Source organism: Erwinia papayae, assembly GCF_058241465.1.
In genome coordinates, this window is record NZ_JBZCHT010000013.1 from 2,007,124 (window position 1) to 2,029,377 (window position 22,254).

Here is a 22,254-nt window from a genome sequence, read left to right on the forward strand (position 1 = left end):
CATCACTTACGGACTTATTCAGTGCTCAGACTTCTTATCTGTTATGCATACAGCGCAATTATTTTCATTCTGCCCGACATGCATTCTTTTCCACCATCCGGACAGAAAAATTGTTAATTCGCCATAATACTGGCGGCTAATTGCGCGCTGTCTGGCGTATTACCAATCAGCTCAGTCAGCAGATTGTTAACGCCGTCACTCATCGCAGTGAAATGGGTTTGCGTTGAGCGCGTAACGACAATAAATACTCCGACGCTGTACTGAGGCACCATGGCCATATAAGTAATGAAACCGCCGCCACCGCCGGTCTTCTGAATAATACCCGGCCGGTTATTTTGTGGCGCCATATAAACCCATCCCATACCCAGTGCCGAAGCCTTACCCGGCACGTCCATACCATCCACTTTGGTTAACTGGCTGCGCTGATAGATCATGGTCTGCATGCGATCGACCTGGGATGAGCGGGTGTGGATATCAGAAGAGAGAAACTGCTGCATCCAGCGGCCCATATCGTCCGGCGTGGAATAAATGCCACCACTGCCAATCGCTGCCAGGGTGTTCATGCATGGACTGGCGCCTTTTTCCGCCACCATCAGGCGTGAGCACTGATCGGGTGAAGGGGTAAAGGTGGTATCTTTCATCCCCAGTGGGCGGGTGATTTCACGCTGAAGCAGGGCGGGATAAGATACGCCACTGGCACGGGAAAGCGCATCGGCCAACAGGTCGAACGCCAGATTAGAGTAGGCCGCCTGGGTTCCGGGCGCAGCTTTTAATTTAGCGTTATCCAGCCAGTTCCAGCGCTGGTTATAGGTTGGCCAGACAAAAACCGGGCGGTTTGCCTTGCCGCCGGGCTGCTCACGGGGCAGCCCACTGGTGTGGGTCGCCAGATTAATCAGGCGAATAGTTTGCCCGGCATAGTTGGGCACACTGCTGCTACGCGGGGCGTATTTACTCAGTGAATCATCCAACCGCACGACACCCTTTTCAGACAGCTTCACCAACAGTTCGCTGGTCATCAATTTGGTCAGGGAGGCGATGCGAATAACCGAGTCCTTCTGAGGACGGACACTGCTGCCGGGCCTCACGGAACCCATACTGGCGAAAACACGCTGATTGGTATCGATTGCCACCATCGCCATGCCAGTGGCTTTGGTGTTATAGAAAATATTCTGTGCGTAACGATCCACTATCTGGGAGGCAAGCAGCGGGTCAGGCGCAACCCTTGCAGCCAGACTGCTAAGTGGGCTGATCGCTGTCAGCACTACCAGTAATCGGTGAAGGAAAGATTTCAATGTGGCTGTATCCATCAGACTGAGCAGAAAAGTAACCGTATAGTAATCGGTTTTACACGGCCTTCAACCGGAGGGATTGGTTTTTTAAAAAATGACATTAAGTGCAACCAGGTTTTTGGTAAGGAGCCGATGATTTATTTGTTTATGCAAAGAGAGATAAATGTTTTCTGATGCAAAACCTGCAAAGTCAAACCGGCCAGCTAACAAGATCCTGTCACTGGCCGGAGGGTGTCATTTTGTTAATCTCATCCCGCAGGTTTACTCAGACTGAGCAAAAAAGCAGCCGATGCGGCTCTTCAGTATGCCAGAAGCGGGTTCACAGGTTGTGATTGTTCGTTGACTTTAAACACGCTGATGGACTGAGAAAGCTGCACTGCCTGTTCCTGAAGTGACTGTGCTGCTGCGGCTGACTGATTAACCAGTGAGGCGTTTTGCTGAGTAACCTGATCCATCTGAGTGATAGCCATGTTGATCTCTTCGATACCGGTGCTCTGTTCGTTGCTGGCAAAAGAGATTTCACCCATAATTTCGGTCACGCTTTTTACACTGTTAAGGACTTCTTCCATGGTACTTCCGGCGAGCGCCACCTGCCGACCGCCCTCGTCCACCTTGGCGACGGAGTCTTCAATCAGATGAGCAATCTCTTTGGCAGCTGAAGCCGAGCGTTGAGCAAGGTTGCGTACTTCTGAGGCCACCACGGCAAAGCCACGGCCCTGTTCACCCGCACGCGCAGCCTCTACGGCGGCGTTAAGCGTCAGAATATTGGTCTGAAAAGCAATCCCATCGATCACGCTGATGATATCGACAATTTTCTTCGACGAGCCATTGATCATCTCCATTGTGCTGACTACCTGTTTTACGGCGGCACCGCTCTGAAGTGCCACACGCGAGGCCTGAGCTGCCAGCTCATTGGCCTGACGGGCATTGTCAGCGTTTTGCTTCACGGTGGATGTCATCTGCTCCATAGCCGATGCTGTCTCCTCCAGTGAGCTGGCCTGCTGTTCGGTTCGTGATGAGAGATCCATATTCCCTGCGGAAATTTCACCGGATGCGGTGGTGATCAGATGTGAGCCAGAGCGCACCTCCGTGACTATCCGCAGCAGGTTTTCATTCATATTTTTCAGTGCCAGCATCAGCTGACCGGTTTCATCAGAGGAGGTCACCTTGATGGCGGTTCGCAGGTCGCCAGCTGCGACATTTTCAGCAATCGATACTGCTTCACGCAGGGGACATACGATAGAACGTGTCAGGAAGAAACCGAGAATAATGGCGGCCAGCACGGCAAGAAAAGAGAAAAGCAGCGTGATATGAATAGCGGTTGCCCCGTCAGCAAGGGCTTTAGCGCCTTCGGCCTGCAATTGTTGTGACTGAGATTCAGCAAATTTCACCGCTGCGTCGAGGTAGGCACCTTGCGTCAGGGTGATTTTTTTCAGTGCATATTCAGCCGCGATATTTTCGTCGCCAGCCTGGATGAGCTTCACCAGCTCAATCTTTGACGCTTCGAAAGCCTGTGCCGCATCCTTCAACCCCTGAATTTTCTGTTTGCCGAGTTCAGTTACCTGTAGCTGCACAATAGCTTCGATGGCTTTATTGGTTTTTTGAGTGGATTCATTGAGAAACCCCAGGCGCTGGATATTGTTTTGTGGCCGGGTGGTATCAATAACCATGCCGCGTAAATATTTGATCTGATCGTTGACGCCATCCCTCACGGCAAAGGCCAGCCTAACTTTTTGATAGCGATCGTTAACAATGCTGTCAACGGCTTCATTGATGTGCCCGGTTTTGGTTATCGCTGTAATACTGACGATAATCAGTAACAGGATCACCAGACCAAAAGCGGCCCCAAGGCGCACGCCGACTTTCATATTCTTGACAGATTTCATTTTATTTTTTCCTTGCCTTAGAGAGGGCATCACCAACGGAAGCGGAGGGCATTTTTTTTGGTTTACTGAAGTTACTATCATCGGCAGCGTTCACAGAAACTTGATGTCAAACTCCTGCTTCGGACTGTCGTTTAGCTATTTTTTTCAGAAAATGACGCGAAAATATTGACGGATGACGGATGGGCGACTAAGAAAATGCCCCGGTGTGGCACACCGGGGTGGGGATGTCAGTGGATGGGGGTGACTTTCAGGCTGGTGAGGCCAATGCCCAGCTTGCGTGCTTTAAAGCCATCGATAGCACCTTCAGTCGTTTCCTGTGGGCTGGGTGGTTGAATCTCAATGCTGTCTGCCTGTTGAGTAAGGGTGAAGTGCAGCCTGACCGTGTTGTCATCCTTACCCAGGCTAAACTCCTTTGTCACCTTACCGACTTTAACCGTAAAAGGTTGCTGGCTGTTGGCTGCAAACGCGCGTGCAGTCAGCTCGAGCTCAAATTCTTTTGGCAGCGGATCGCGAAAATGGATACTGACCTGCGGTTGCAAACTGGCATCAGACCATCGTCCTCCCCAGGGTTCGATATATGACAGGCCTGACACCTTCGAAACCTGCTCTGGCAGTCCGGGTAGGGCAAACAGAATGGTGTCTGCACTGTATTTCAGATCGCTGTCAGAAATTTTTAAGCGTGCAACGGTCTGTTGATATTGTTTATCATCGCGCTCGCCGACCTGCTGAAAAGTTACGCGCCCCGTGCTGGTGCCGGGCCTTATCTGCCTTATTACCGGCGGTGAATCCAGCGTTCCCTCGACCACGCAGTAATCACGACTCAGCTCCAGTGTTTTATCCCAGATGAAACCGGGTTTGAAGCAGCGGTCAATCCAGACAAATTTTTCATCTGCTGCAAATTGCGCCAGCTGTTGCTTAAGGGGCGTGGCGAGCCAGACATCCAGTTTTGGCTCAATCTTGTTCGGCGTAACAGAAAGCAGCAACGGCAACTTAAAATCCACACCTGAAAAGCTGAAGGTGTTATTTAGCGTATCTATGCGATAGTCAGAGATGGTTTTCGGGAAGTTCCATAACTTGATAACGTCTGGTTTCCACTCAAGCATTTTCTCTTTCAGATTCAGATAAGTGCTGGCCAGGGATGTTGCCGAAAGGCTGCTGCGCCCCAGGCCAATAAAGTTATCGCCACCCAGGGCATCCAACACGGTTGCGCCGTTATCCAGCGTACTGCGTTTGACCGGAATCACTTTGCTGCTGCTGTCATCGCCGCGCACCATAAAGAACAGGTCGTGGCGATCGTGCTGGTTGAGGTATTTCCACGCGGTGTTATTCATCGCCAGATGATCGGAGCTGACCACAATCAGGGTATTTTTAAAGTAAGGTGTGGCGCGAATACGTTCGATTAGCCGGGCGATATGCTGCTGGCTGCATGCTACGGCGGCCAGGGATTTATTGGGTTTGCCGTCATATTGCCAGGTCTGCCGCTGGCAACTGCGGGAAATAAAACCATCCGGATGATGGGTGTCTACGGTCAGGGCAAACAACGAAAAGGGTTGGTTCAGACGCGACAGTTCCAGATACTTGTCAAAAACCACGTCCAGCAGTGTGTCGTCATACCAACCCCAGTCATTACGGTAGCTTTGATCTTTTACCACGTTTTTCAGTTCGTTGAAGCCATAAAGGTGCGCTGGTTCAAAACCATGTGATGAGAGAAATAAGTCTTTACCGGCAAAATTAAGACTGGCCCCCTGGTAGAAATAGTTCTGGTAGCCAGAGGATTTCAGGATGTCGCCCAGACAGACGTTTTGGGGATAAAAGGTCGACAGTGAACTGGAGGCATTGCCATCAAAGGGTGCGAATAAGGGAATGCCGCACTGCGAGGCCACCATGCCAGCAATGGTATATTCGGTGCCGGGTAGCTGTGCGGTATTGCTGAAATCCAGCGAACTGTTTTTGATTTTGCTCAGCTCAGGCGCAAGACCGGGAAAGGCATTTTCATCAAAATAGGTGCGTTCCAGACTTTCAGCATAGATGTACACCAGATTAAGTTTGTTACCGCCGATCTGCTTAGCCGGTACTTTGTAGTGGCTGTAGAAATCTGAATGGCCCTTACCAACCTGTGATTTAATCAGGCTTGCAACCTGTTGATAAGCTGGGGTAGTTTTAATTGAAGCGATAGCCAGCATCACCGCCAGCAGACTGTATATTCTGCTGTAATCATGCCTTTTGCGTAAACGTAAAATCCAGGAAAGCAGGCCGAACATCAAACTCATCCCTGCTATCAGCCCGATAGCGGGCAAAATATATTTTCCGACACCTGCACCGTTAAGACTACTGGTAATGGTGTAAATGACAGCATCATTAATGCCTTCGCCAGTAAAATAATCGCTCGCCAGCATTGAGGCATTAAGCAGAATATAAGTGCCCAGAAACAGCAAAATAGCAGAAAACCACAGCCGGTTTCTGCCCGCCTTCCAGCTGTAAATTGTAACTGAGGCGATAAAGAGTATCAGTGAAAGCAATTCAGAACCCATTATTTATTTTTAATCCTTATGCGGCACAATCCCTGGCCATAAATGGCGATGAACCGATCTGTCATCGGCAGATCAATTTAACGTAGCGAATTATCTCTGGCAATCAGAACGGGGACAGGCTGCGGGGTATTTACTGTATTCTGTTTACGATTTATTTAATTAAATGTTATTTCATGATTGAAGGGGCTAACTGGTTATTACCCGTTGAGATGATAAATGCCGGGATGCTGCACAAAACGAGGTGAAATTGCAGAAATACTGCAAGTATTATGGAATTAATGTTAAGAAAAAATAATGTTATCTGGTTTTTCTTCATCCGGAAATTAATCATCAGAAGTCAGAGCCATCTCACGGATCCTCAGCCAGCAATCGATAACGCCGATGGCAGCTTAACTGTTTCGGTTTTTCATCTGGCGGATGTCGTGACGTATCCAGTAGCGGGTAAATGCCTGGTGGTTGCCCACCGGGCATTTTTCCTTCACTGACACCACCTGCCATTACCGCGCTTACAGTTCGCCGGTAATATATTGTGCGACACCGTTACCAAAGCTCCAGTCTCCCTTCGCGTTGGTGATAAAGCTGATCATCACATCACTCCCTGCAATGCCACAGCTCTCCTCCAGTTCGCGACACAGTTCCGCCATAAACAGCTGTTTCTGTTGGTCGCTACGTGGACTGGTAAAGACCCTGACCATCACCAGATTGCGTGTACGCTCCAGCCCCAGACCGGTATCCTCAAAAACCATCTGATGAGCTTTGTTTTCGTGAACAATCTGATAGCGATCTCTTTCGGGAACATTGAAAGCAGTCAGCACTGCCCGGTGTGCAGCATCCAGCAGGATTTTTAGCTCTGAAGGCGAACGTCCTTCAATAACATCAAACTGAAGTAAGGGCATTATTTTTCTCCTGATTTTAAATCATTTATTTTATCAAGCATTTAAATTTTCGCGAAAAGAGGGGGGCGGGCTGAAATCGCGAAATAATGCCGTTTGGCTGTTGCTCCCCGATGGCGTCAGTTGCACAGGAAGGGGGAATATTTTGCCCTGAACAGACACTCTACCTGCATGATGGTCAGGAAAAAAGTCGCTATACTTGAACTTATTGTTTTTATAAATGAACAATCAATATGAAAGAGATTAAAACAGGTGCATTGTGGATGCATCTGCACTGGCTGACTGTACTGGCGGAGCAGGGCAGTTTCACTCGCGCTGCTGAACGGCTGGGAGTGAGCAAGGCAGCGATGAGTCAGAAGATAAAAGAGCTTGAACACCAGGCTGGCGTTCCGCTGGTGACTCGCACCACCCGCATTGTCAGATTGACCAGTGCCGGTGAGAAGCTGGTGGAGGAGCTACGTGTCCCCTTTGCCCTTATCGAACAGAGTTTTTCCAGCGTCAGGGACTCTGCCGGACCGCTGCGTGGGTTGGTGCGCGTCACGGCTCCGGTGGCATTTTCCCGTCAGCAACTGGTGCCGCATATCACTGCCTTTTTGCATGAGCATCCACAGGTGCGCGTTCAACTGGAAGTGACAGACCGGCTGGTGTCGCTGGTCAGTGAAGGATTTGATGTCGCCATCCGCCACAGTGACACGCTGTCTGAAACCCATGTGGTGCAGCCGTTGTGTGCTACTCGTGCCTTGCTGGTGGCTTCGCCTGAGTATCTGGCGGCGCGTGGCTGGCCACAATCGCCGCAGTCGCTGTCAGAACACCACTGTCTGTACTATCCACGCGGCACGGAAACGCCAGGCTGGAGATTTACCAAAGGGGCGGAAAAGGTAACGGTTAACGTAAGCGGGCCCTTTGCCACCAACAACAGTGAGTCGCTGCGGGATGCGGCATTGCAGGGAATGGGAATTGCCATGCTACCGGATTTCAGCGCCCGGAGCGCCCTGCGCGAGGGTAGCCTGGTTGAACTTCTGGCAGACTGGCAGACGGTTGGCACCTTTGCCGGTACGATCTGTGTCGTACGTCCCTGGTCTGCCCAGGTCCCGCGAGCCGTGAGGGGCTTTATCCACTGGCTGCGCGAGGCTTTCAGCTCGCAATAACCGAAATTTGCCAGCTGCCAGCGGTTATCAGATCTTTTTTGTTGAGAGAACAGCACATGCATGAGTCAGAAGAACATAACATTACCGACATTCTTGCCCCTGGTCTGCGGGTGGTGTTTTGCGGTATTAATCCCGGAAAATCGTCTGCCCACACCGGCTATCATTTTGCTCATCCTGGTAACCGTTTCTGGAAAACTATCTGGCAGGCTGGTTTTACCAGCAGGCAGCTGAAACCGGAAGAGGAGATGCGGTTGCTGGATACGCGTTGCGGCATCACCATGCTGGTAGAACGGCCAACCAGAGAAGCTACGGAGTTGTCAGGTCAGGAGTTGCGCGACGGTGGCAAAAGTCTGGTGCATAAAATTCTTCACTATCAGCCAGATGCGCTGGCAGTACTGGGCAAGCAGGCTTTCAAACAGGCGTTCCGGGTGAGCCGGGTTGAATGGGGCAGACAACGGCAAACGGTCGGTAAAACAGAGATCTGGGTACTGCCAAATCCCAGCGGTCTGAACCGGGCTTCACAGGAAAAACTGGTGGAAGCGTACCGTGAGCTGGATACGGCGCTTGCTCTGCGGGGACTTTGATCTGCAATGAGTGGGGTGGTCTGTTGTGTTTTTTGCTACCAAAAAAAAGCCCCTGCAAGCAGGGGCCTTAGCACGGTAACCCGACGGGATTAATCGTCCAGGAAGCTACGCAATACTTCAGAGCGGCTTGGATGACGCAGTTTACGCAGCGCTTTTGCTTCAATCTGACGAATACGCTCACGGGTTACATCGAACTGTTTACCCACCTCTTCCAGCGTATGGTCAGTATTCATATCGATACCAAAACGCATACGCAGGACTTTTGCTTCGCGAGCGGTCAGACCTGCCAGAACGTCATGGGTCGCGGAGCGCAGGCTCTCTGAGGTGGCAGAATCAAGCGGCAGCTCAAGCGTGGTGTCTTCGATAAAATCACCCAGGTGTGAATCTTCATCATCACCAATTGGCGTCTCCATAGAGATAGGCTCTTTGGCAATTTTCAGCACCTTGCGAATTTTATCTTCTGGCATCAACATCCGTTCGGCCAGCTCTTCCGGCGTCGGCTCACGGCCCATCTCCTGCAACATCTGGCGGGAAATACGGTTGAGTTTATTGATAGTCTCAATCATGTGAACCGGAATACGGATGGTGCGCGCCTGGTCAGCAATCGAGCGGGTAATGGCCTGACGGATCCACCAGGTGGCATAGGTTGAAAACTTATAACCACGGCGATATTCAAACTTATCCACGGCTTTCATCAGACCAATGTTGCCTTCCTGAATCAGATCGAGGAACTGCAAACCACGGTTGGTGTATTTCTTGGCGATTGAAATAACCAGACGCAGGTTTGCTTCAACCATCTCTTTTTTCGCCCGGCGAGCTTTCGCTTCACCGATGGACATACGACGGTTGATGTCTTTGACCTGTTCAATGGTCAGCCCCGTCTCTTCCTCAATCTGCGACAGTTTCATCAGGCTGCGCTGCACGTCTTCTGTTACTTCTTTCAGCTTTTCAGACCAGGGCTTGTTCATAGCCAGCGCCGCTTTGAACCAGGTTTCGCTGGTTTCATTGCCGGTGAACAGGGTGATGAAGTTCTTTTTCGGCATTTTACAGATTTCAACACACAGCTTCATGATGATGCGTTCCTGAGTACGAACGCGATCCATCATAGTGCGCATGTTGTTCACCAGGTAGTCAAACTGCTTTGGCACCAGGCGGAACTGTTTAAACACGTCAGACAGATTCTGGATCTCACTAACGGCATCAGCATGGCTGCGACCTTTGGCTTTGATTACGGTACGAGTTTTTTCATACTGCACGCGCAGGTCGTTAAATTTTTCACGAGCCAGCTCTGGATCGATGCTGTTGTCATCATCAGAGTTGTCATCATCAGAATCTTCGTCTTCATCATCGTCGTCGTCGCGCTCTTCTTCAGAAAGCTCAGAGCCTACGTGAGTGGCCGTGGGCGCCATCTCTTCTTCTGCATTCGGATCGACAAATCCGGTAATCATATCGGACAGGCGTGCTTCACCTGCTTCAACACGATCGTACTGGTCCAGTAAATAAGTAATGGCCTCAGGGTATTCAGCAACGGAACACTGTACCTGGTTAATCCCGTCTTCGATGCGTTTGGCGATGTCAATTTCGCCTTCTCGCGTCAGCAGCTCAACGGTGCCCATCTCGCGCATGTACATGCGCACAGGGTCTGTGGTACGTCCAATTTCCGATTCAACGCTGGATAACACTTGAGCAGCCGCTTCGGCAGCATCTTCGTCCGTATCACTGGTGTTTTCGTTCAGCATCAGATCATCGGCATCAGGTGCTTCTTCCACAACCTGTATGCCCATGTCGTTGATCATCTGGATGATGTCTTCGATCTGATCGGAGTCGACGATATCTTCCGGCAGATGGTCATTGACCTCGGCATAGGTCAGATAGCCTTGCTCCTTACCACGGGTGACAAGCAGCTTCAGCTGTGACTGCGGGTTTTGCTCCATAAGACGGTATCCACACTTCTGTTAAATTAGATTGGTGTCGGTCGGCTAAGCAGCCAACAATAACAGTGAGGGCGTTTGATTATTGCCGCTGCCCGTCATGGCGGCTGCCAGGCTCAACCTGGCGGATAATCGGCACTTGAGCCGCTGGATATTCTGTCTGGGGCACTGTTGTTGCCTTTCCAGTCCGTGCAGTACGCTCAATTCCCACCTGATTGTCTACCCGGTGAGGATGCGCATTTCCACTCAGACCACTGAAACCGGCTAAAACAGTCATCTCCCCAGTCTCTGTTAGCGGCCTGCAATAAACGGACCGCTTTAATACCTTGTTAAAACTGGCTGCCTGCCGTTCTTCATCTGAAGGTCACTGCTTCTTCAGTGCCTGACTCAACGTCCAGAGTTCGCGGCGTTCTTCCGCGTTGAGCCCATGAGTGCGGTCACGGGCAATCAGTTCTTCAAGACGACGTTCCAGCGCGGCGTCGTACATGCTGGCCAGTGAATCCTTGAACATGGTCTCCACCTCATCGTCTACGATCATGTGGTTCCATGTCGCCAGAGTTTCAATGCTCTGACTAAAATTTGTTCCGCGATATAACTCCAGTAGCTGTCCGGTCGTCAGGCCAGGGTGCGCATTGCATGTCTCGACCAGCTCAACAAACAGCGAAAATCCGGGCAGCGCAGAATTCTCCAGTCCCTGCATTGAGGGGACTATTGCTGCCAGCCCTGGGTTCTGAATCAGCAGCCCAATCAGTATACGCATGGTTGTGCGTTTTAGCTGAGGTTGCGGCGAGGGCTTCGCATTTTCACCCTGCTTTGGCAGCAATTTTTCTAATTGGACATGGTCCGGGATGCCCAGCTTATCCCCCAGAACCTGCCGCAAATAAATGCGCAGCGTTTCTCCTGGCACCTGACTGACCAGTGGCAGCGCCAGCGTGGTGAGTTGCGCACGACCATCGGGGGTACTCAGATCAACCTGCGGCAGCAGCGTGTCATACAGAAAAGTGGACAGCGGCATGGCCTGCTCCATCCTGGCTTCAAAAGCTGCCTTTCCTTCTTTACGTACCAGCGTATCCGGATCTTCACCATCAGGCAGAAACATAAAGCGTAGCTGACGACCGTCATTCATGTAAGGTAATGCGGTTTCCAGTGCCCGCCAGGCGGCTTCACGTCCTGCACGATCGCCGTCATAGCAGCAAATTACGTTGTCTGTCGTGCGGAAAAGAAGTTGAATATGTTCGGGCGTCGTCGAGGTCCCCAGTGAGGCCACTGCATAATCAATGCCAAATTGTGCCAGCGCCACCACGTCCATGTAGCCTTCGACCACCAACAGCTTTGCCGGTTCAGGATGTTTTTTTTGTGCTTCATACAAGCCATACAACTGGCGGCCTTTATGAAAAATATCGGTTTCCGGTGAGTTAAGGTATTTGGGAAGCGCATCACCCAGGACTCGTCCCCCAAAACCGATAACCCGCCCACGTTTGTCGTGGATAGGAAACATTATTCGTTCACGGAAGCGATCGTAACTGCGTCCCTGATCGTTAGTGACCAACATGCCTGCATCAATCAACGACTGGCGGTCATCCTGATTATGACCAAATTTCTTCAGGGCGTTGTCCCATCCTGCGGGGGCAAAACCAATGGAAAAATGTGTAATCACTTCGTCACTGAGACCACGTTTGCGCAGATAGTCTCGTGCGTCAGAGGCGTGTTGTTGAGTCAACGCATGCTGATAAAAATGGCTCAGCCCGTCCATCAACTGATACAAACTCTGTCGCTGGTGGCGCTCGAGCTGGCTGGGGCCCGTGCCATTCTCATACGGTACTTCCAGACCGTAGAGTGTGGCCAGCTCTTCAATACTTTCCACGAATTCCAGACGATCATAATTCATCAGGAAATCAATAGCATTACCATGAGCACCACAGCCGAAGCAGTGGTAAAACTGTTTTTCACCATTGACGGTGAAAGAGGGGGTTTTTTCATTATGAAAGGGACAGCACGCATGATAATTTTTTCCCTGCTTTTTCAGCTTCACACGAGCATCGATCAGATCCACGATGTCCGTGCGCGCCAGCAAGTCATTGATAAATATGCGTGGGATTCGTCCAGCCATAAGCCCCGGTTTATCAGCTCATAAACGAGAACAAGCCGCGCATTCCTTTCGGAAAGCACGGCCTTCTTATACTACAAACTTGTCTGTGAAGCTTAAAAGATCAGTACAGACGAGTGCGGCGTGCGTTTTCGCGAGCCAGTTTCTTCGCGTGGCGTTTTACAGCAGACGCTTTAGCGCGCTTACGTTCGGTAGTCGGTTTTTCATAAAACTCACGACGACGAACCTCAGCCAGAACGCCTGCTTTTTCGCATGAACGTTTGAAGCGACGCAGTGCAACGTCAAATGGCTCGTTTTCACGTACTTTAATTACCGGCATGTAACTCTCACCTCGATAAATTCGGTTTTGTTGCTGACGTCAGTGCCAGCTTGTTTCAAAATGGTGCGAAATTCTACTCCAACACAGGCTGCGTTGTAAAGCACCATAGCGTAATGTCACCAACAGATGCGCCTGTGCCGCTGCCGGTTTTTTCAGGCGAAGGATTATACATCAATCAATCCGCTGCGGCGAAACTATTTCTCTGTTATCCGGGAGGCCATCAGAAGCGCAGACTGAAAATTGCCGCCGGTGGCGTGCCCTTCATGTTACACTGCGCGCCGCAAGAAAAGAGGTGAAAGAAATGCGTGTGCTCGGCATAGAAACTTCCTGCGATGAAACCGGTGTGGCGATTTACGATGATGCATCCGGGTTAGTCGCCAACCAACTTTACAGCCAGGTTAAACTGCATGCCGACTATGGCGGAGTCGTGCCTGAGCTTGCTTCGCGCGATCATGTGCGCAAAACCGTGCCTTTGATTCAGGCGGCATTGAAAGAAGCGGGCTTACAGGCGCAGGACATTGATGCAGTAGCCTACACTGCGGGTCCCGGACTGGTGGGGGCTTTGCTGGTGGGTGCCACGATTGGCCGTTCGCTGGCATTTGCCTGGGACGTTCCGGCCATTCCCATCCATCATATGGAAGGGCATCTGTTGGCACCGATGCTGGAAGACAACCCGCCAGCATTTCCGTTTGTTGCGCTGCTGGTTTCCGGTGGACACACTCAATTGATCAGTGTGACCGGGATCGGCGAATATTCTCTGTTAGGCGAGTCCGTCGATGATGCAGCTGGAGAGGCCTTTGACAAGACGGCTAAACTACTTGGTCTGGATTATCCGGGCGGCCCTGTGCTGTCTAAAATAGCGCAGTTGGGCATCGAAAAACGCTTTGTTTTTCCGCGCCCAATGACCGATCGTCCAGGACTTGACTTCAGCTTTTCAGGGCTGAAGACTTTTGCTGCTAATACAATACGTGAAAATTGTGATGATGCTCAAACGCGCGCGGACATCGCCAGAGCGTTTGAAGATGCCGTGGTGGATACGCTGGTGATTAAGTGCAAACGCGCGTTGGAACAAACGGGTTTCCAGCGACTGGTCATTGCCGGTGGCGTCAGCGCCAATCGCACGCTACGGGAAAAAATGGCTGAGGTGATGAAAGCGCGTGGCGGCGAAGTATTTTATGCGCGTCCGGAACTCTGTACTGATAACGGTGCGATGATAGCCTATGCTGGCATGGTCAGGTTGCAAGAGGGGACACGGGATAAGCTGAGCGTTACTGTACAACCACGGTGGCCGCTGTCAGAGCTTTTACCTCTGGGAAACAATTAATATAATACGCCACCGCTGTAGGGTGGCGTAGAGTCGTTATATAAATCAGTTACCTAAAAGGCTGTTTAACCAGGAGCCAATTAAAGGAATACTGGCAATGGTGTTTTCAATAGCGCTGCCGACCTTACTCCCAAGGCTGGAGCCTGTACTGGTGCCTAAATTTGGCAGCAACGAACTGATGCTGACGTTTCCAGGCAGTGGAATGCTAACGCTTGTACTATCTGAAACCAGCCCGTATAAGCTGTTGCCGATCACGCCTCCAATATTACTGAGGGCGTCCTCAATAAACCCTGCACCACTCACCAGTGATAATTCTTGCTGTGATAATTCTTTCATTAACAATTCCTTGTAATTAATATTATTAAATTAAATCCACGCCATTAAATGGCCCAATTGTTTTAATTTATTTCCAGGGTTTTTTGCAATTATCAATTATTAATTACAATTAAGTGAAGTTAAGTTTTATTTGGATTTTCTTTTCCAGATTTTCGATTCCTGACCGCGCCACAAACGCTGAATATTATCGTGGTGACGGAGTAATACCAGACAGGAGAGCATCGCGACCGGGAAGGTGAACTGCGGTTTAAACCACCAGACATAGAAGGGTGCAATCAACGCACTGATGATCGCTCCCAGAGAAGAGTAACCGCTCAACAACACGGTCAGTAGCCAGGTTCCGGTCATCAGCCCGGTCAGATCCCAGCCTATTGGCGCGATGGCACCAAACGCAGTCGCCACGCCTTTGCCGCCTTTAAAATGAAAGAAGACCGGGTATATATGACCAAGACAGGCCGCGATAGCCGTCAGACCGAGATAAAACGGGCTGACGCCATAATGGTATGCCAGCCATACCGGTAACATACCTTTGAGAATATCAAAAATCAGTACCGTCAGCGCAGGCAACTTGCCACCAATCCGCAGTACGTTGGTCGCACCGGGGTTGCCGGAGCCATGTTGACGCGGATCGGGTAAACGGAAAAGCTGGCATACCAGAATTGCGCTGGAAACCGAGCCGCAAAGATACGCGAAAACAATCATACCAAGCGCGAATACACTCATAACACCGTTCCGTGTTGCTGGGGTCGTTTTGATCTCATCATCTGTGGATAATACGCATAAACTGTCGGAAGTGGTATCCGGCAATCACAAAAACAGAGAGTGACATCATGGATATCGTATTTATAGAGCAACTTTCCGTTATCACGACTATCGGCGTTTACGACTGGGAACAAACTATTCAACAAAAACTGGTGTTCGATGTCGAAATGGCCTGGGATAACCGCAAGGCCGCTGCCAGCGATGATGTGAAGGACTGTCTGAGCTACGCCGATGTATCTGAAGCCATCATCAACCATGTTGCGGGGGGAACATTCGCCCTGGTGGAGCGGGTAGCGGAAGAAGTTGCCAGCTTATTACTGGCGCGATTCAACTCGCCGTGGGTGCGCATTAAACTCAGCAAACCCGGTGCCGTGGCCCAGGCAACGCAGGTTGGTGTGATTATTGAACGCGGGACTAATCCGAAATAGAGCCAGAGTGATTGCCATCACAGTTAAAGCAAACGACATTATGGATTGTCTTAAGGTTGGCCTAACCCAGGGCTGACACAATTTCGGCGGTAGCGAACAGCGACCGCCTTTTTAATGTTTTTTGAACGGATAGGGGAATTTGATGGCAGATCTACATCAGCTATGGGTGGCAGCAATACTGGGCATTGTTGAGGGATTAACAGAGTTTCTGCCTGTCTCTTCCACCGGACATATGATTATTGTCGGTCATCTGTTGGGGTTTGAAGGAGACAAGGCAGACACCTTTGAAGTCGTTATTCAACTGGGCTCTATTCTGGCCGTGGTGGTGATGTTCTGGCGTCGTTTGTTTGGTCTGATCGGGATCCACTTTGGTAAAGTGCCACACGAAGGAACTGGCCGGGGGCATCTGACGTTAATTCATATTCTGTTGGGTATGATCCCCGCAGTGGTCATCGGTTTGATCTTTCACGACAAGATTAAATTGTTATTTAACCCGGTTAACGTCATGTATGCGCTGGTAGTGGGCGGCGTGTTGTTGCTGGCTGCTGAATTCCTCAAACCGAAGAAACCGAAAGCCGTCGGCATCGATGATATGACATACCGTCAGGCGTTTGTGATTGGTTGCTTTCAATGTCTTGCGCTGTGGCCGGGCTTCTCACGTTCTGGTGCAACTATTTCCGGCGGGATGCTGATGGGGGTTAGCCGCTATGCTGCCTCTGAGTTCTCCTTCATTCTCGCAGTGCCGATGATGTTGGGTGCCACTATTCTCGACCTGTATAAAAGCAGAGGTTTTCTGACCATGGCAGACTTTCCGATGTTTGCCGTTGGCTTTATCACCGCATTTATCGTGGCGCTGATTGCCATTAAGGTGTTCCTGAAATTGATTCAGAACATCTCCTTTGTGCCGTTCGCTATCTATCGCTTCATCGTGGCGATTGCGGTCTGGTTCCTCTTTGTGCAGATTTGAAAAAGCAGGCCGGACGTTCAGCCCGGCCTTCCCTTCAAGGCAATAAATTTTGCTGAGTTTGCCATTCGTCCAGGATGGCAACGCGCCTTCGGGTTAACTCTTCGCGAACCTCCGCACCTTTAAAACCGGCCTCAATCACTGCTTTTGTAGGGACGCTCAACGCCACCGCCCAGGCTTTACGCAGATAGGTGCCCTGGGGATAGGCATTATTTTCAAACCCGGTGCGGCCACGCGCATCAGCTTCGCTGGTCAGCGCAATCTGCTCCACCCTGTGCGGCTTTCGCCAGGCATCAATACGATCAAAAAGAGTCACCAGGGTTTGCGGGCTCTGACGCTGCACGACATGGATCATATCGTGAAATTCAGTGACCAGCAGCGCCAGATCGCGAAAGGCATTGGGCACCCTTAACCGCTGACAAACCTTTTCAACTATTGGGATACCTGCCAGTCCATGGCCATGATGACTGGGCCATTTTTCAGGGGGCGTCAGCGCTTTGCCCACGTCGTGAAACAGGGTAGCGAAACGAACGGCAACGTCGTCGCTGAGCCGGGCCGCCATTGCCAGCGTCATCAGGGTATGCACGCCGGTATCAATCTCCGGATGCCATTTCGCCGGGGCCGGAACACCATAAAGATTGTCCAGTTCAGGAAACAGCACCGCCAATGCGCCGCAGTCGCGCAGCAGTTGGAAATAGACCTCAGGATGGCGGGTTGCCAACGCTTTTTCCGTCTCCTTCCACACCCGTTCCGGTGTCAACGTATTCAGTTCACCGCTGCTGGCCATATTGCGCATTAACGCAAGTGTTTCATCAGCCACGGTAAAATTAAGATGGGCAAAACGCGCGGCAAAACGTGCCACGCGGAGCACGCGGAGCGGATCTTCATTGAACGCCGGAGAAACATGACGCAGCAGGCGTTTTGTCAGATCGTTGCGACCACCGTAGGGATCGTGGTAATTGCCGTCCTGATCCTGAGCGATAGCGTTAATGGTCAGATCACGACGTAGTAAATCCTGCTCAAGAGTAACATCAGGCGCGGAATAACAGATAAAACCGGTATAGCCACTGCCATTCTTACGTTCGGTGCGAGCCAGGGCATATTCCTGCTGGGTACGTGGGTGCAGAAATACCGGGAAATCACGACCAACCTGTTGATAGCCCTGATTCAGCATCTCCTCGGGGGAAGCTCCCACCACCACCCAGTCTTTATCTTTTACTGGCAGATTTAACAGTGCATCGCGTACCGCGCCACCAACAAGATAAATCTTCACTACTTTGCTCCTGACTGATTGGTTAGTGGCATCATACGCGAAGTGGAGAAGCTGTCACATTGTTGCGGGAAAGTGAAGAGAGCCAGCCGTCATGAAAAACAACACGGACATCGTCATGATGTCCATATTGTGTCAGGTCAGGGCCAGCAGGGGAGCCTGGTAACGGACTGAGAGGAAAATCAGTTCATCCAGCGATCTTTCTTTTTTCTGCTTGGGATCATGTGTGGCAAAAACAGTCCCAACAGAAGGCCAACGCCGGCCACGCCGCCACCATACATAAACCACTGCATAATAATCGTCCGCTGCTTGTCGTCCAGTTGAACATTTGCGGCGCTGACTTTTTTCTGCGCCACAATCAGCTCATTTTTCAGCTTCTGATTTTCATCCTTCAGGCTGTTGATGGCACCATCGCTGCCCGCTACTTTTTTCTGCATTTCAGCGGTGCGCTGGTTCCAGCTGTTATCGATATTCGCCAGTTTATCGGTTAAATCTTTGACCTGTTGTTCGAGCTGAGGCACACGGGTGCGCAGGCTGGGCTGTTGGCTTAACTGTGCCTGAGGGATCCAGGTGGTCCGGCCGTTCGCATCACGAATCTGCGCATAATGCGTGCTTTCATCGGTTTGCAGTAATGACACCTCTTCACCGGCGTTCAGGGTGCCAACCAGGCGGTAACTGTCGCTGGGGCCGCTGCGTACCCAGGTTGAAAGTTCGTCAGAGATGTAGCGTTTTTCTTCGGCATGAACAGATGCGGCAACGCTGAAGGTCAGTAGCGCAAGGCTGATAAGGTGAGTTTTTTTCATTCGATGTCTTTTTTACGTAAGTCCTGGAAAAAAGTAATGGCACAGTCTGGAGTTGGTATGCACAAACCTGAATGAGAACAGTCCTGGTCTCTGGCTGGTGCGAGGCATCACGCAAAGTGGCAGGAAAGCCGGGACAGCCTGGGCGTTTCTGCTTTATTCTTCACGTGATAACGTATTTACCATGCCGGTAATCAACTGATAAAAAAATATGACCATCGAAATCGAATTAAAGTTCATTGTTACCCCTGAAGGCGCCCAAAAACTCCCGGCGTTGTTAGCAGGCTTTTCCCATCAGCACAGCGAAGGGCAGAAACTGACCAACATCTATTTTGAGACGGCAGACAGCCAGCTGCGAGGCTGGGATATGGGATTGCGTATTCGTGGTTTTGGCGACAGTTATGAAATGACGCTGAAAACAGCGGGGCAGACGGTAGGCGGGCTGCACCAGCGGCCAGAATACAACGTACCCCTGGATACGCCAGAGTTAGATCTCAACAGATTGCCTGCCGAAATCTGGCCAGAGGGTTGCGATGTTATTGATTTACAACACCAACTGAAACCGCTTTTCAGTACGCACTTTTTCCGTGAAAAGTGGGTAATTACTTACCTCAACAGCGAGATCGAAGTCGCCTGTGATCGCGGTGAAGTGGCGGCCGGTGAACTGACTGAAGCATTGAGCGAGATTGAGCTGGAGTTGAAAAGTGGTCATCGCGATGACCTGTTAGCTTTTGCGACGGAGCTGGCGGCGATGGGGGGAATACGGCTCGGGAGCCTCAGTAAAGCAGCCAGGGGCTATGCGCTGGCAAAAGGCAATCCGCCACGCGATCTTCGCCCCGTTCCGATGATGAATATTGCCGCAAAAGCCACCGTTGAGCAGGGGATGCGCGCTGCTTTTATGTTGGCACTGAGTCAGTGGCAGTATCATGAAGAGCTGTGGTTGCGCGGCAATCAGGCTGCGCTGGAGCAAATCCACCAGGCTCTGGAAACGTTGCGTCAGGCCTTTTCGCTCTTTGGCGCGTTGGTGCCACGCAAAGCGAGTAGCGAACTGCGTCAGTCTCTGACCCGGCTGGAAGAGCTGTTGCTGGAAAATTTACCGGCAGAAAAATTCTGTTTCAGCTCTCTCAGTCTGGAAACCCAGTTGGCACTTACTAACTGGATTGTGACTGAACGCTGGCGACATTTTATTGATGCCAAAGCTGATGCCAGGCTTCAGGGATCATTCAAGCGATTCAGTGACATCATGCTGGGACGCATCTCAGCCGATCTGAAAGAAACCTTTGCCCGCGTACATCAGCTGAATGAGTATCAGGATAAACTCACCCGCCTGCATCGTCAGCTGCTGGCAACGCGTCTGCTGGCGGGCGCTTATGACCCCATCGCCGTTGCCAACTGGCTGGAGAACTGGCAGCTGGTGGCTCAGGCGATTACGTCCGGGCAGGTAGCCTGGCTGGAAAGCCAGTGTCGCCAGACCATAAAACAACCCGTCTTCTGGAAAAACGGGAATATCTGAAACCGGCCGCAGTAAGCGGCTGGCGGAAATAATGCATCCAGGGAGTTCTTTTATGTTGCCATTACCTTCGTCGTCGCTGCCTGCGCTGTTGAAAGAACAGGTGTCACGTCTCAACCCGGAAGCGGGACCACTCAATGCGACTGAATCCGCAGTGTTCGCTTTCAGCGATTTTATCAGTGAGAACCTGAATCGCCATCCGCAGTGGCTGTGGTTATTGAGAGAGAGCCCACCCGTTGCGGATGAATGGCAGCATTACGCGCAATGGCTGCATACCCATTTGGATTCGGTGACTGATGACAATACTCTGATGCAACAATTACGGCTGTTCCGCCGCCACATGCTCACGCGTATTGCATGGATGCAGACGCTGGCTGTCAGCAGCACACAGGAGTCGTTGCAGCAGCTTAGTGTGCTGGCTGAAACGCTGATTATCGCTGCAAAAGAGTGGTTATGGCTGGCCTGCTGCCGCGAGTTTGGCACGCCGGTAAATGCTCGTGGGGAGGCACAGCCGTTGCTGATTCTGGGTATGGGCAAGTTAGGCGGCGGAGAGCTGAATTTCTCCTCTGATATCGATCTGATTTTCACCTGGCCGGAAAATGGCACCACCACAGGTGGTCGCCGTGAGCTGGATAATGCGCAGTTTTTTACCCGTCTGGGACAGCGGCTGATTAAAGTTCTGGATCAGCCCACCGTTGATGGCTTTGTTTATCGCGTGGATATGCGGCTGCGTCCCTTTGGTGACAGCGGCCCACTGGTGTTGAGTTTTGCCGCGCTGGAAGATTACTACCAGGAGCAGGGACGTGACTGGGAACGTTATGCGATGGTGAAGGCCAGGCTGATGGGAAGTGCGGACGACCGCTGGAGTCAGGAATTACAGCAGATGCTGCGACCGTTTGTTTACCGCCGCTACATTGATTTCAGCGTAGTCCAGTCGTTACGCAACATGAAAAGCATGATAGCCCGGGAAGTCCGACGACGTGGTCTGGTCGACAATATTAAACTGGGCGCGGGCGGTATCCGCGAAATTGAGTTTATTGTTCAGGTGTTCCAGTTGATTCGGGGAGGGCGGGAGCGCAGCCTGCAACAACGCTCACTGTTGAAGGCTTTGCAGGCAATTGGTGAACTTAATCTGTTGTCATCAGAGCAGGTAGAGCAGCTGACCGGGGCCTGGCTTTTCTTGCGGCGTCTGGAAAATCTGCTGCAAAGCATCAATGACGACCAGACGCAGACGCTGCCCGGTGATGCGCTGAACCGTGAGCGGCTGGCCTGGGCGATGGCACATGGTTCATGGGATGAGCTTTACCAGCACCTGGAACAGCACATGGCGGCCGTTCGTGCTGTGTTTGATGAGCTTATCGGCGATGACACACCTGAAACCGGCGAAAGTCAGACAAACGGTGAATACGGTGTCCTGTGGCAGGACAGGCTGGAGGAAGCCGAGCTTATTCCGCTGGTTCCTCATCTGGGCGATACGTCACGACAGCGCCTGCTACAGATAATGACCGATTTTCATCAGGATGTGGATAAACGCACAATTGGTCCGCGAGGTCGGCAGGCTCTGGATCAACTGATGCCGCGCCTGCTGTCTGAAGTCTGTCCACGCAGTGATGCTGATATCACCCTGAGCCGCCTGACGCCTTTGCTGTTGGGGATTGTCACCCGCTCCACCTATCTGGAGCTGTTAACTGAATATCATGGTGCGTTGAAACATCTGATCCGTCTGTGCGCCGCTTCACCAATGATCGCTAGCCAGCTTGCGCGATATCCTCTGCTGCTGGATGAACTTCTCGATCCTGCCACGCTTTACCAGCCTACGGCCACTGATGCCTATCGTGATGAATTGCGGCAGTATTTTTTACGCATACCGGAAGAGGACGAAGAACAGCAACTGGAGGCGTTACGTCAGTTCAAGCAGGCACAACATCTGCGTATTGCTGCCGCTGATATTGCTAAAACACTACCGGTCATGAAAGTAAGCGATCACCTCACCTGGCTGGCTGAAGCGATAATCGAGCAGGTTGTGCAACAGGCATGGCAAATGATGGTTCAGCGTTATGGACGTCCCTCGCATCTTGAGGATGAGCAGGCGCGCGGTTTTGCAGTGATTGGCTATGGTAAACTGGGCGGCTGGGAACTGGGTTACGATTTTCATTTCTGGTTTTAATGCTT

Annotated in this window: 18 protein-coding genes and 1 pseudogene; 8 read left to right on the forward strand and 11 right to left on the reverse strand. The window is 51.3% G+C overall.

The features are described from left to right. Positions 1–113: 113 nt before the first annotated feature. From ampH to opgB, 3 genes are all read right to left on the reverse strand, one after another. Entirely contained in the window at positions 114–1,307 is a 1,194-nt protein-coding gene (gene ampH, locus AC3RPL_RS25490; protein ID WP_490742014.1) for a D-alanyl-D-alanine-carboxypeptidase/endopeptidase AmpH, read from the reverse strand. A gap of 281 nt (positions 1,308–1,588) precedes the next feature. Beyond that, the gene (locus AC3RPL_RS25495) at positions 1,589–3,175 is read right to left on the reverse strand and encodes a methyl-accepting chemotaxis protein (protein ID WP_490742015.1); all 1,587 of its coding nucleotides are present in this window, start codon (positions 3,173–3,175) and stop codon (positions 1,589–1,591) included. A gap of 227 nt (positions 3,176–3,402) precedes the next feature. Then, on the reverse strand, positions 3,403–5,706 hold the full coding sequence (gene opgB / locus AC3RPL_RS25500) for a phosphatidylglycerol--membrane-oligosaccharide glycerophosphotransferase (protein ID WP_490742016.1): 2,304 nt from the start codon (positions 5,704–5,706) through the stop codon (positions 3,403–3,405). A gap of 269 nt (positions 5,707–5,975) precedes the next feature. Here opgB and AC3RPL_RS25505 point away from each other — a divergent pair, with 269 nt between their 5' ends. Then, positions 5,976–6,191: a hypothetical protein gene (locus AC3RPL_RS25505; RefSeq protein ID WP_490742017.1), complete on the forward strand. Its 216-nt coding sequence runs from the start codon at positions 5,976–5,978 to the stop codon at positions 6,189–6,191. 21 nt (positions 6,192–6,212) lie between these two features. Here AC3RPL_RS25505 and AC3RPL_RS25510 read toward each other — a convergent pair whose 3' ends face one another. After that, positions 6,213–6,602, reverse strand: a complete 390-nt coding sequence (locus AC3RPL_RS25510; RefSeq protein ID WP_261642233.1) for a tautomerase family protein — start codon at positions 6,600–6,602, stop codon at positions 6,213–6,215. A 230-nt stretch (positions 6,603–6,832) separates the two neighbouring features. Between AC3RPL_RS25510 and AC3RPL_RS25515 the strand changes: the two genes are divergently transcribed. Next, positions 6,833–7,747: a LysR substrate-binding domain-containing protein gene (locus AC3RPL_RS25515; protein ID WP_490742018.1), complete on the forward strand. Its 915-nt coding sequence runs from the start codon at positions 6,833–6,835 to the stop codon at positions 7,745–7,747. A gap of 56 nt (positions 7,748–7,803) precedes the next feature. After that, on the forward strand, positions 7,804–8,331 hold the full coding sequence (gene mug, locus AC3RPL_RS25520) for a G/U mismatch-specific DNA glycosylase (RefSeq protein WP_490742019.1): 528 nt from the start codon (positions 7,804–7,806) through the stop codon (positions 8,329–8,331). An 89-nt stretch (positions 8,332–8,420) separates the two neighbouring features. Here mug and rpoD read toward each other — a convergent pair whose 3' ends face one another. The 3 genes from rpoD to rpsU all read right to left on the reverse strand — a co-directional run bounded on the left by rpoD (position 8,421) and on the right by rpsU (position 12,688). Continuing rightward, on the reverse strand, positions 8,421–10,265 hold the full coding sequence (rpoD, locus tag AC3RPL_RS25525) for an RNA polymerase sigma factor RpoD (RefSeq protein WP_490742020.1): 1,845 nt from the start codon (positions 10,263–10,265) through the stop codon (positions 8,421–8,423). Between the two features lie 361 nt (positions 10,266–10,626). Then, on the reverse strand, positions 10,627–12,372 hold the full coding sequence (gene dnaG / locus AC3RPL_RS25530) for a DNA primase (protein WP_490742021.1): 1,746 nt from the start codon (positions 12,370–12,372) through the stop codon (positions 10,627–10,629). Positions 12,373–12,472: 100 nt separating this feature from the next. Then, positions 12,473–12,688 carry a 30S ribosomal protein S21 gene (gene rpsU, locus AC3RPL_RS25535; RefSeq protein WP_001144069.1) on the reverse strand — a complete coding sequence of 72 codons (216 nt, stop codon included), beginning with the start codon at positions 12,686–12,688 and terminating at the stop codon, positions 12,473–12,475. Positions 12,689–12,989: 301 nt separating this feature from the next. Between rpsU and tsaD the strand changes: the two genes are divergently transcribed. Then, positions 12,990–14,012, forward strand: a complete 1,023-nt coding sequence (gene tsaD, locus AC3RPL_RS25540; protein ID WP_490742023.1) for a tRNA (adenosine(37)-N6)-threonylcarbamoyltransferase complex transferase subunit TsaD — start codon at positions 12,990–12,992, stop codon at positions 14,010–14,012. Positions 14,013–14,057: 45 nt separating this feature from the next. Here the strand turns inward: tsaD and AC3RPL_RS25545 are convergent, their stop codons facing one another. Both AC3RPL_RS25545 and plsY read right to left on the reverse strand, forming a co-directional pair. Beyond that, on the reverse strand, positions 14,058–14,348 hold the full coding sequence (locus AC3RPL_RS25545) for a hypothetical protein (RefSeq protein ID WP_490742024.1): 291 nt from the start codon (positions 14,346–14,348) through the stop codon (positions 14,058–14,060). Between the two features lie 126 nt (positions 14,349–14,474). After that, positions 14,475–15,071 (reverse strand): glycerol-3-phosphate 1-O-acyltransferase PlsY, encoded by a 597-nt coding sequence (plsY, locus tag AC3RPL_RS25550; protein ID WP_261642228.1) that lies wholly within the window; start codon positions 15,069–15,071, stop codon positions 14,475–14,477. 107 nt (positions 15,072–15,178) lie between these two features. Between plsY and folB the strand changes: the two genes are divergently transcribed. Both folB and bacA read left to right on the forward strand, forming a co-directional pair. After that, positions 15,179–15,538, forward strand: coding sequence for a bifunctional dihydroneopterin aldolase/7,8-dihydroneopterin epimerase (gene folB / locus AC3RPL_RS25555; protein ID WP_490742025.1), 360 nt, complete (start codon positions 15,179–15,181; stop codon positions 15,536–15,538). 142 nt (positions 15,539–15,680) lie between these two features. Then, positions 15,681–16,505 carry an undecaprenyl-diphosphate phosphatase gene (gene bacA, locus AC3RPL_RS25560; RefSeq protein ID WP_261642226.1) on the forward strand — a complete coding sequence of 275 codons (825 nt, stop codon included), beginning with the start codon at positions 15,681–15,683 and terminating at the stop codon, positions 16,503–16,505. Between the two features lie 34 nt (positions 16,506–16,539). Here the strand turns inward: bacA and AC3RPL_RS25565 are convergent, their stop codons facing one another. Next, positions 16,540–17,775, reverse strand: coding sequence for a multifunctional CCA addition/repair protein (locus AC3RPL_RS25565; protein ID WP_490742026.1), 1,236 nt, complete (start codon positions 17,773–17,775; stop codon positions 16,540–16,542). A gap of 179 nt (positions 17,776–17,954) precedes the next feature. Beyond that, complete coding sequence (locus AC3RPL_RS25570; protein WP_034936917.1) at positions 17,955–18,575, reverse strand: TIGR04211 family SH3 domain-containing protein; 621 nt, start codon at positions 18,573–18,575, stop codon at positions 17,955–17,957. A gap of 208 nt (positions 18,576–18,783) precedes the next feature. On the opposite strand from AC3RPL_RS25570, the gene AC3RPL_RS25575 reads away from it, so the two are divergent. Together AC3RPL_RS25575 and glnE are read left to right on the forward strand one after the other, a co-directional pair. Beyond that, positions 18,784–20,085 carry a CYTH domain-containing protein gene (locus AC3RPL_RS25575; protein ID WP_490742027.1) on the forward strand — a complete coding sequence of 434 codons (1,302 nt, stop codon included), beginning with the start codon at positions 18,784–18,786 and terminating at the stop codon, positions 20,083–20,085. A 52-nt stretch (positions 20,086–20,137) separates the two neighbouring features. Continuing rightward, positions 20,138–22,228: pseudogene (gene glnE, locus AC3RPL_RS25580) on the forward strand (bifunctional [glutamate--ammonia ligase]-adenylyl-L-tyrosine phosphorylase/[glutamate--ammonia-ligase] adenylyltransferase); the annotation flags it as partial. Between the last annotated feature and the right edge of the window lie 26 nt (positions 22,229–22,254).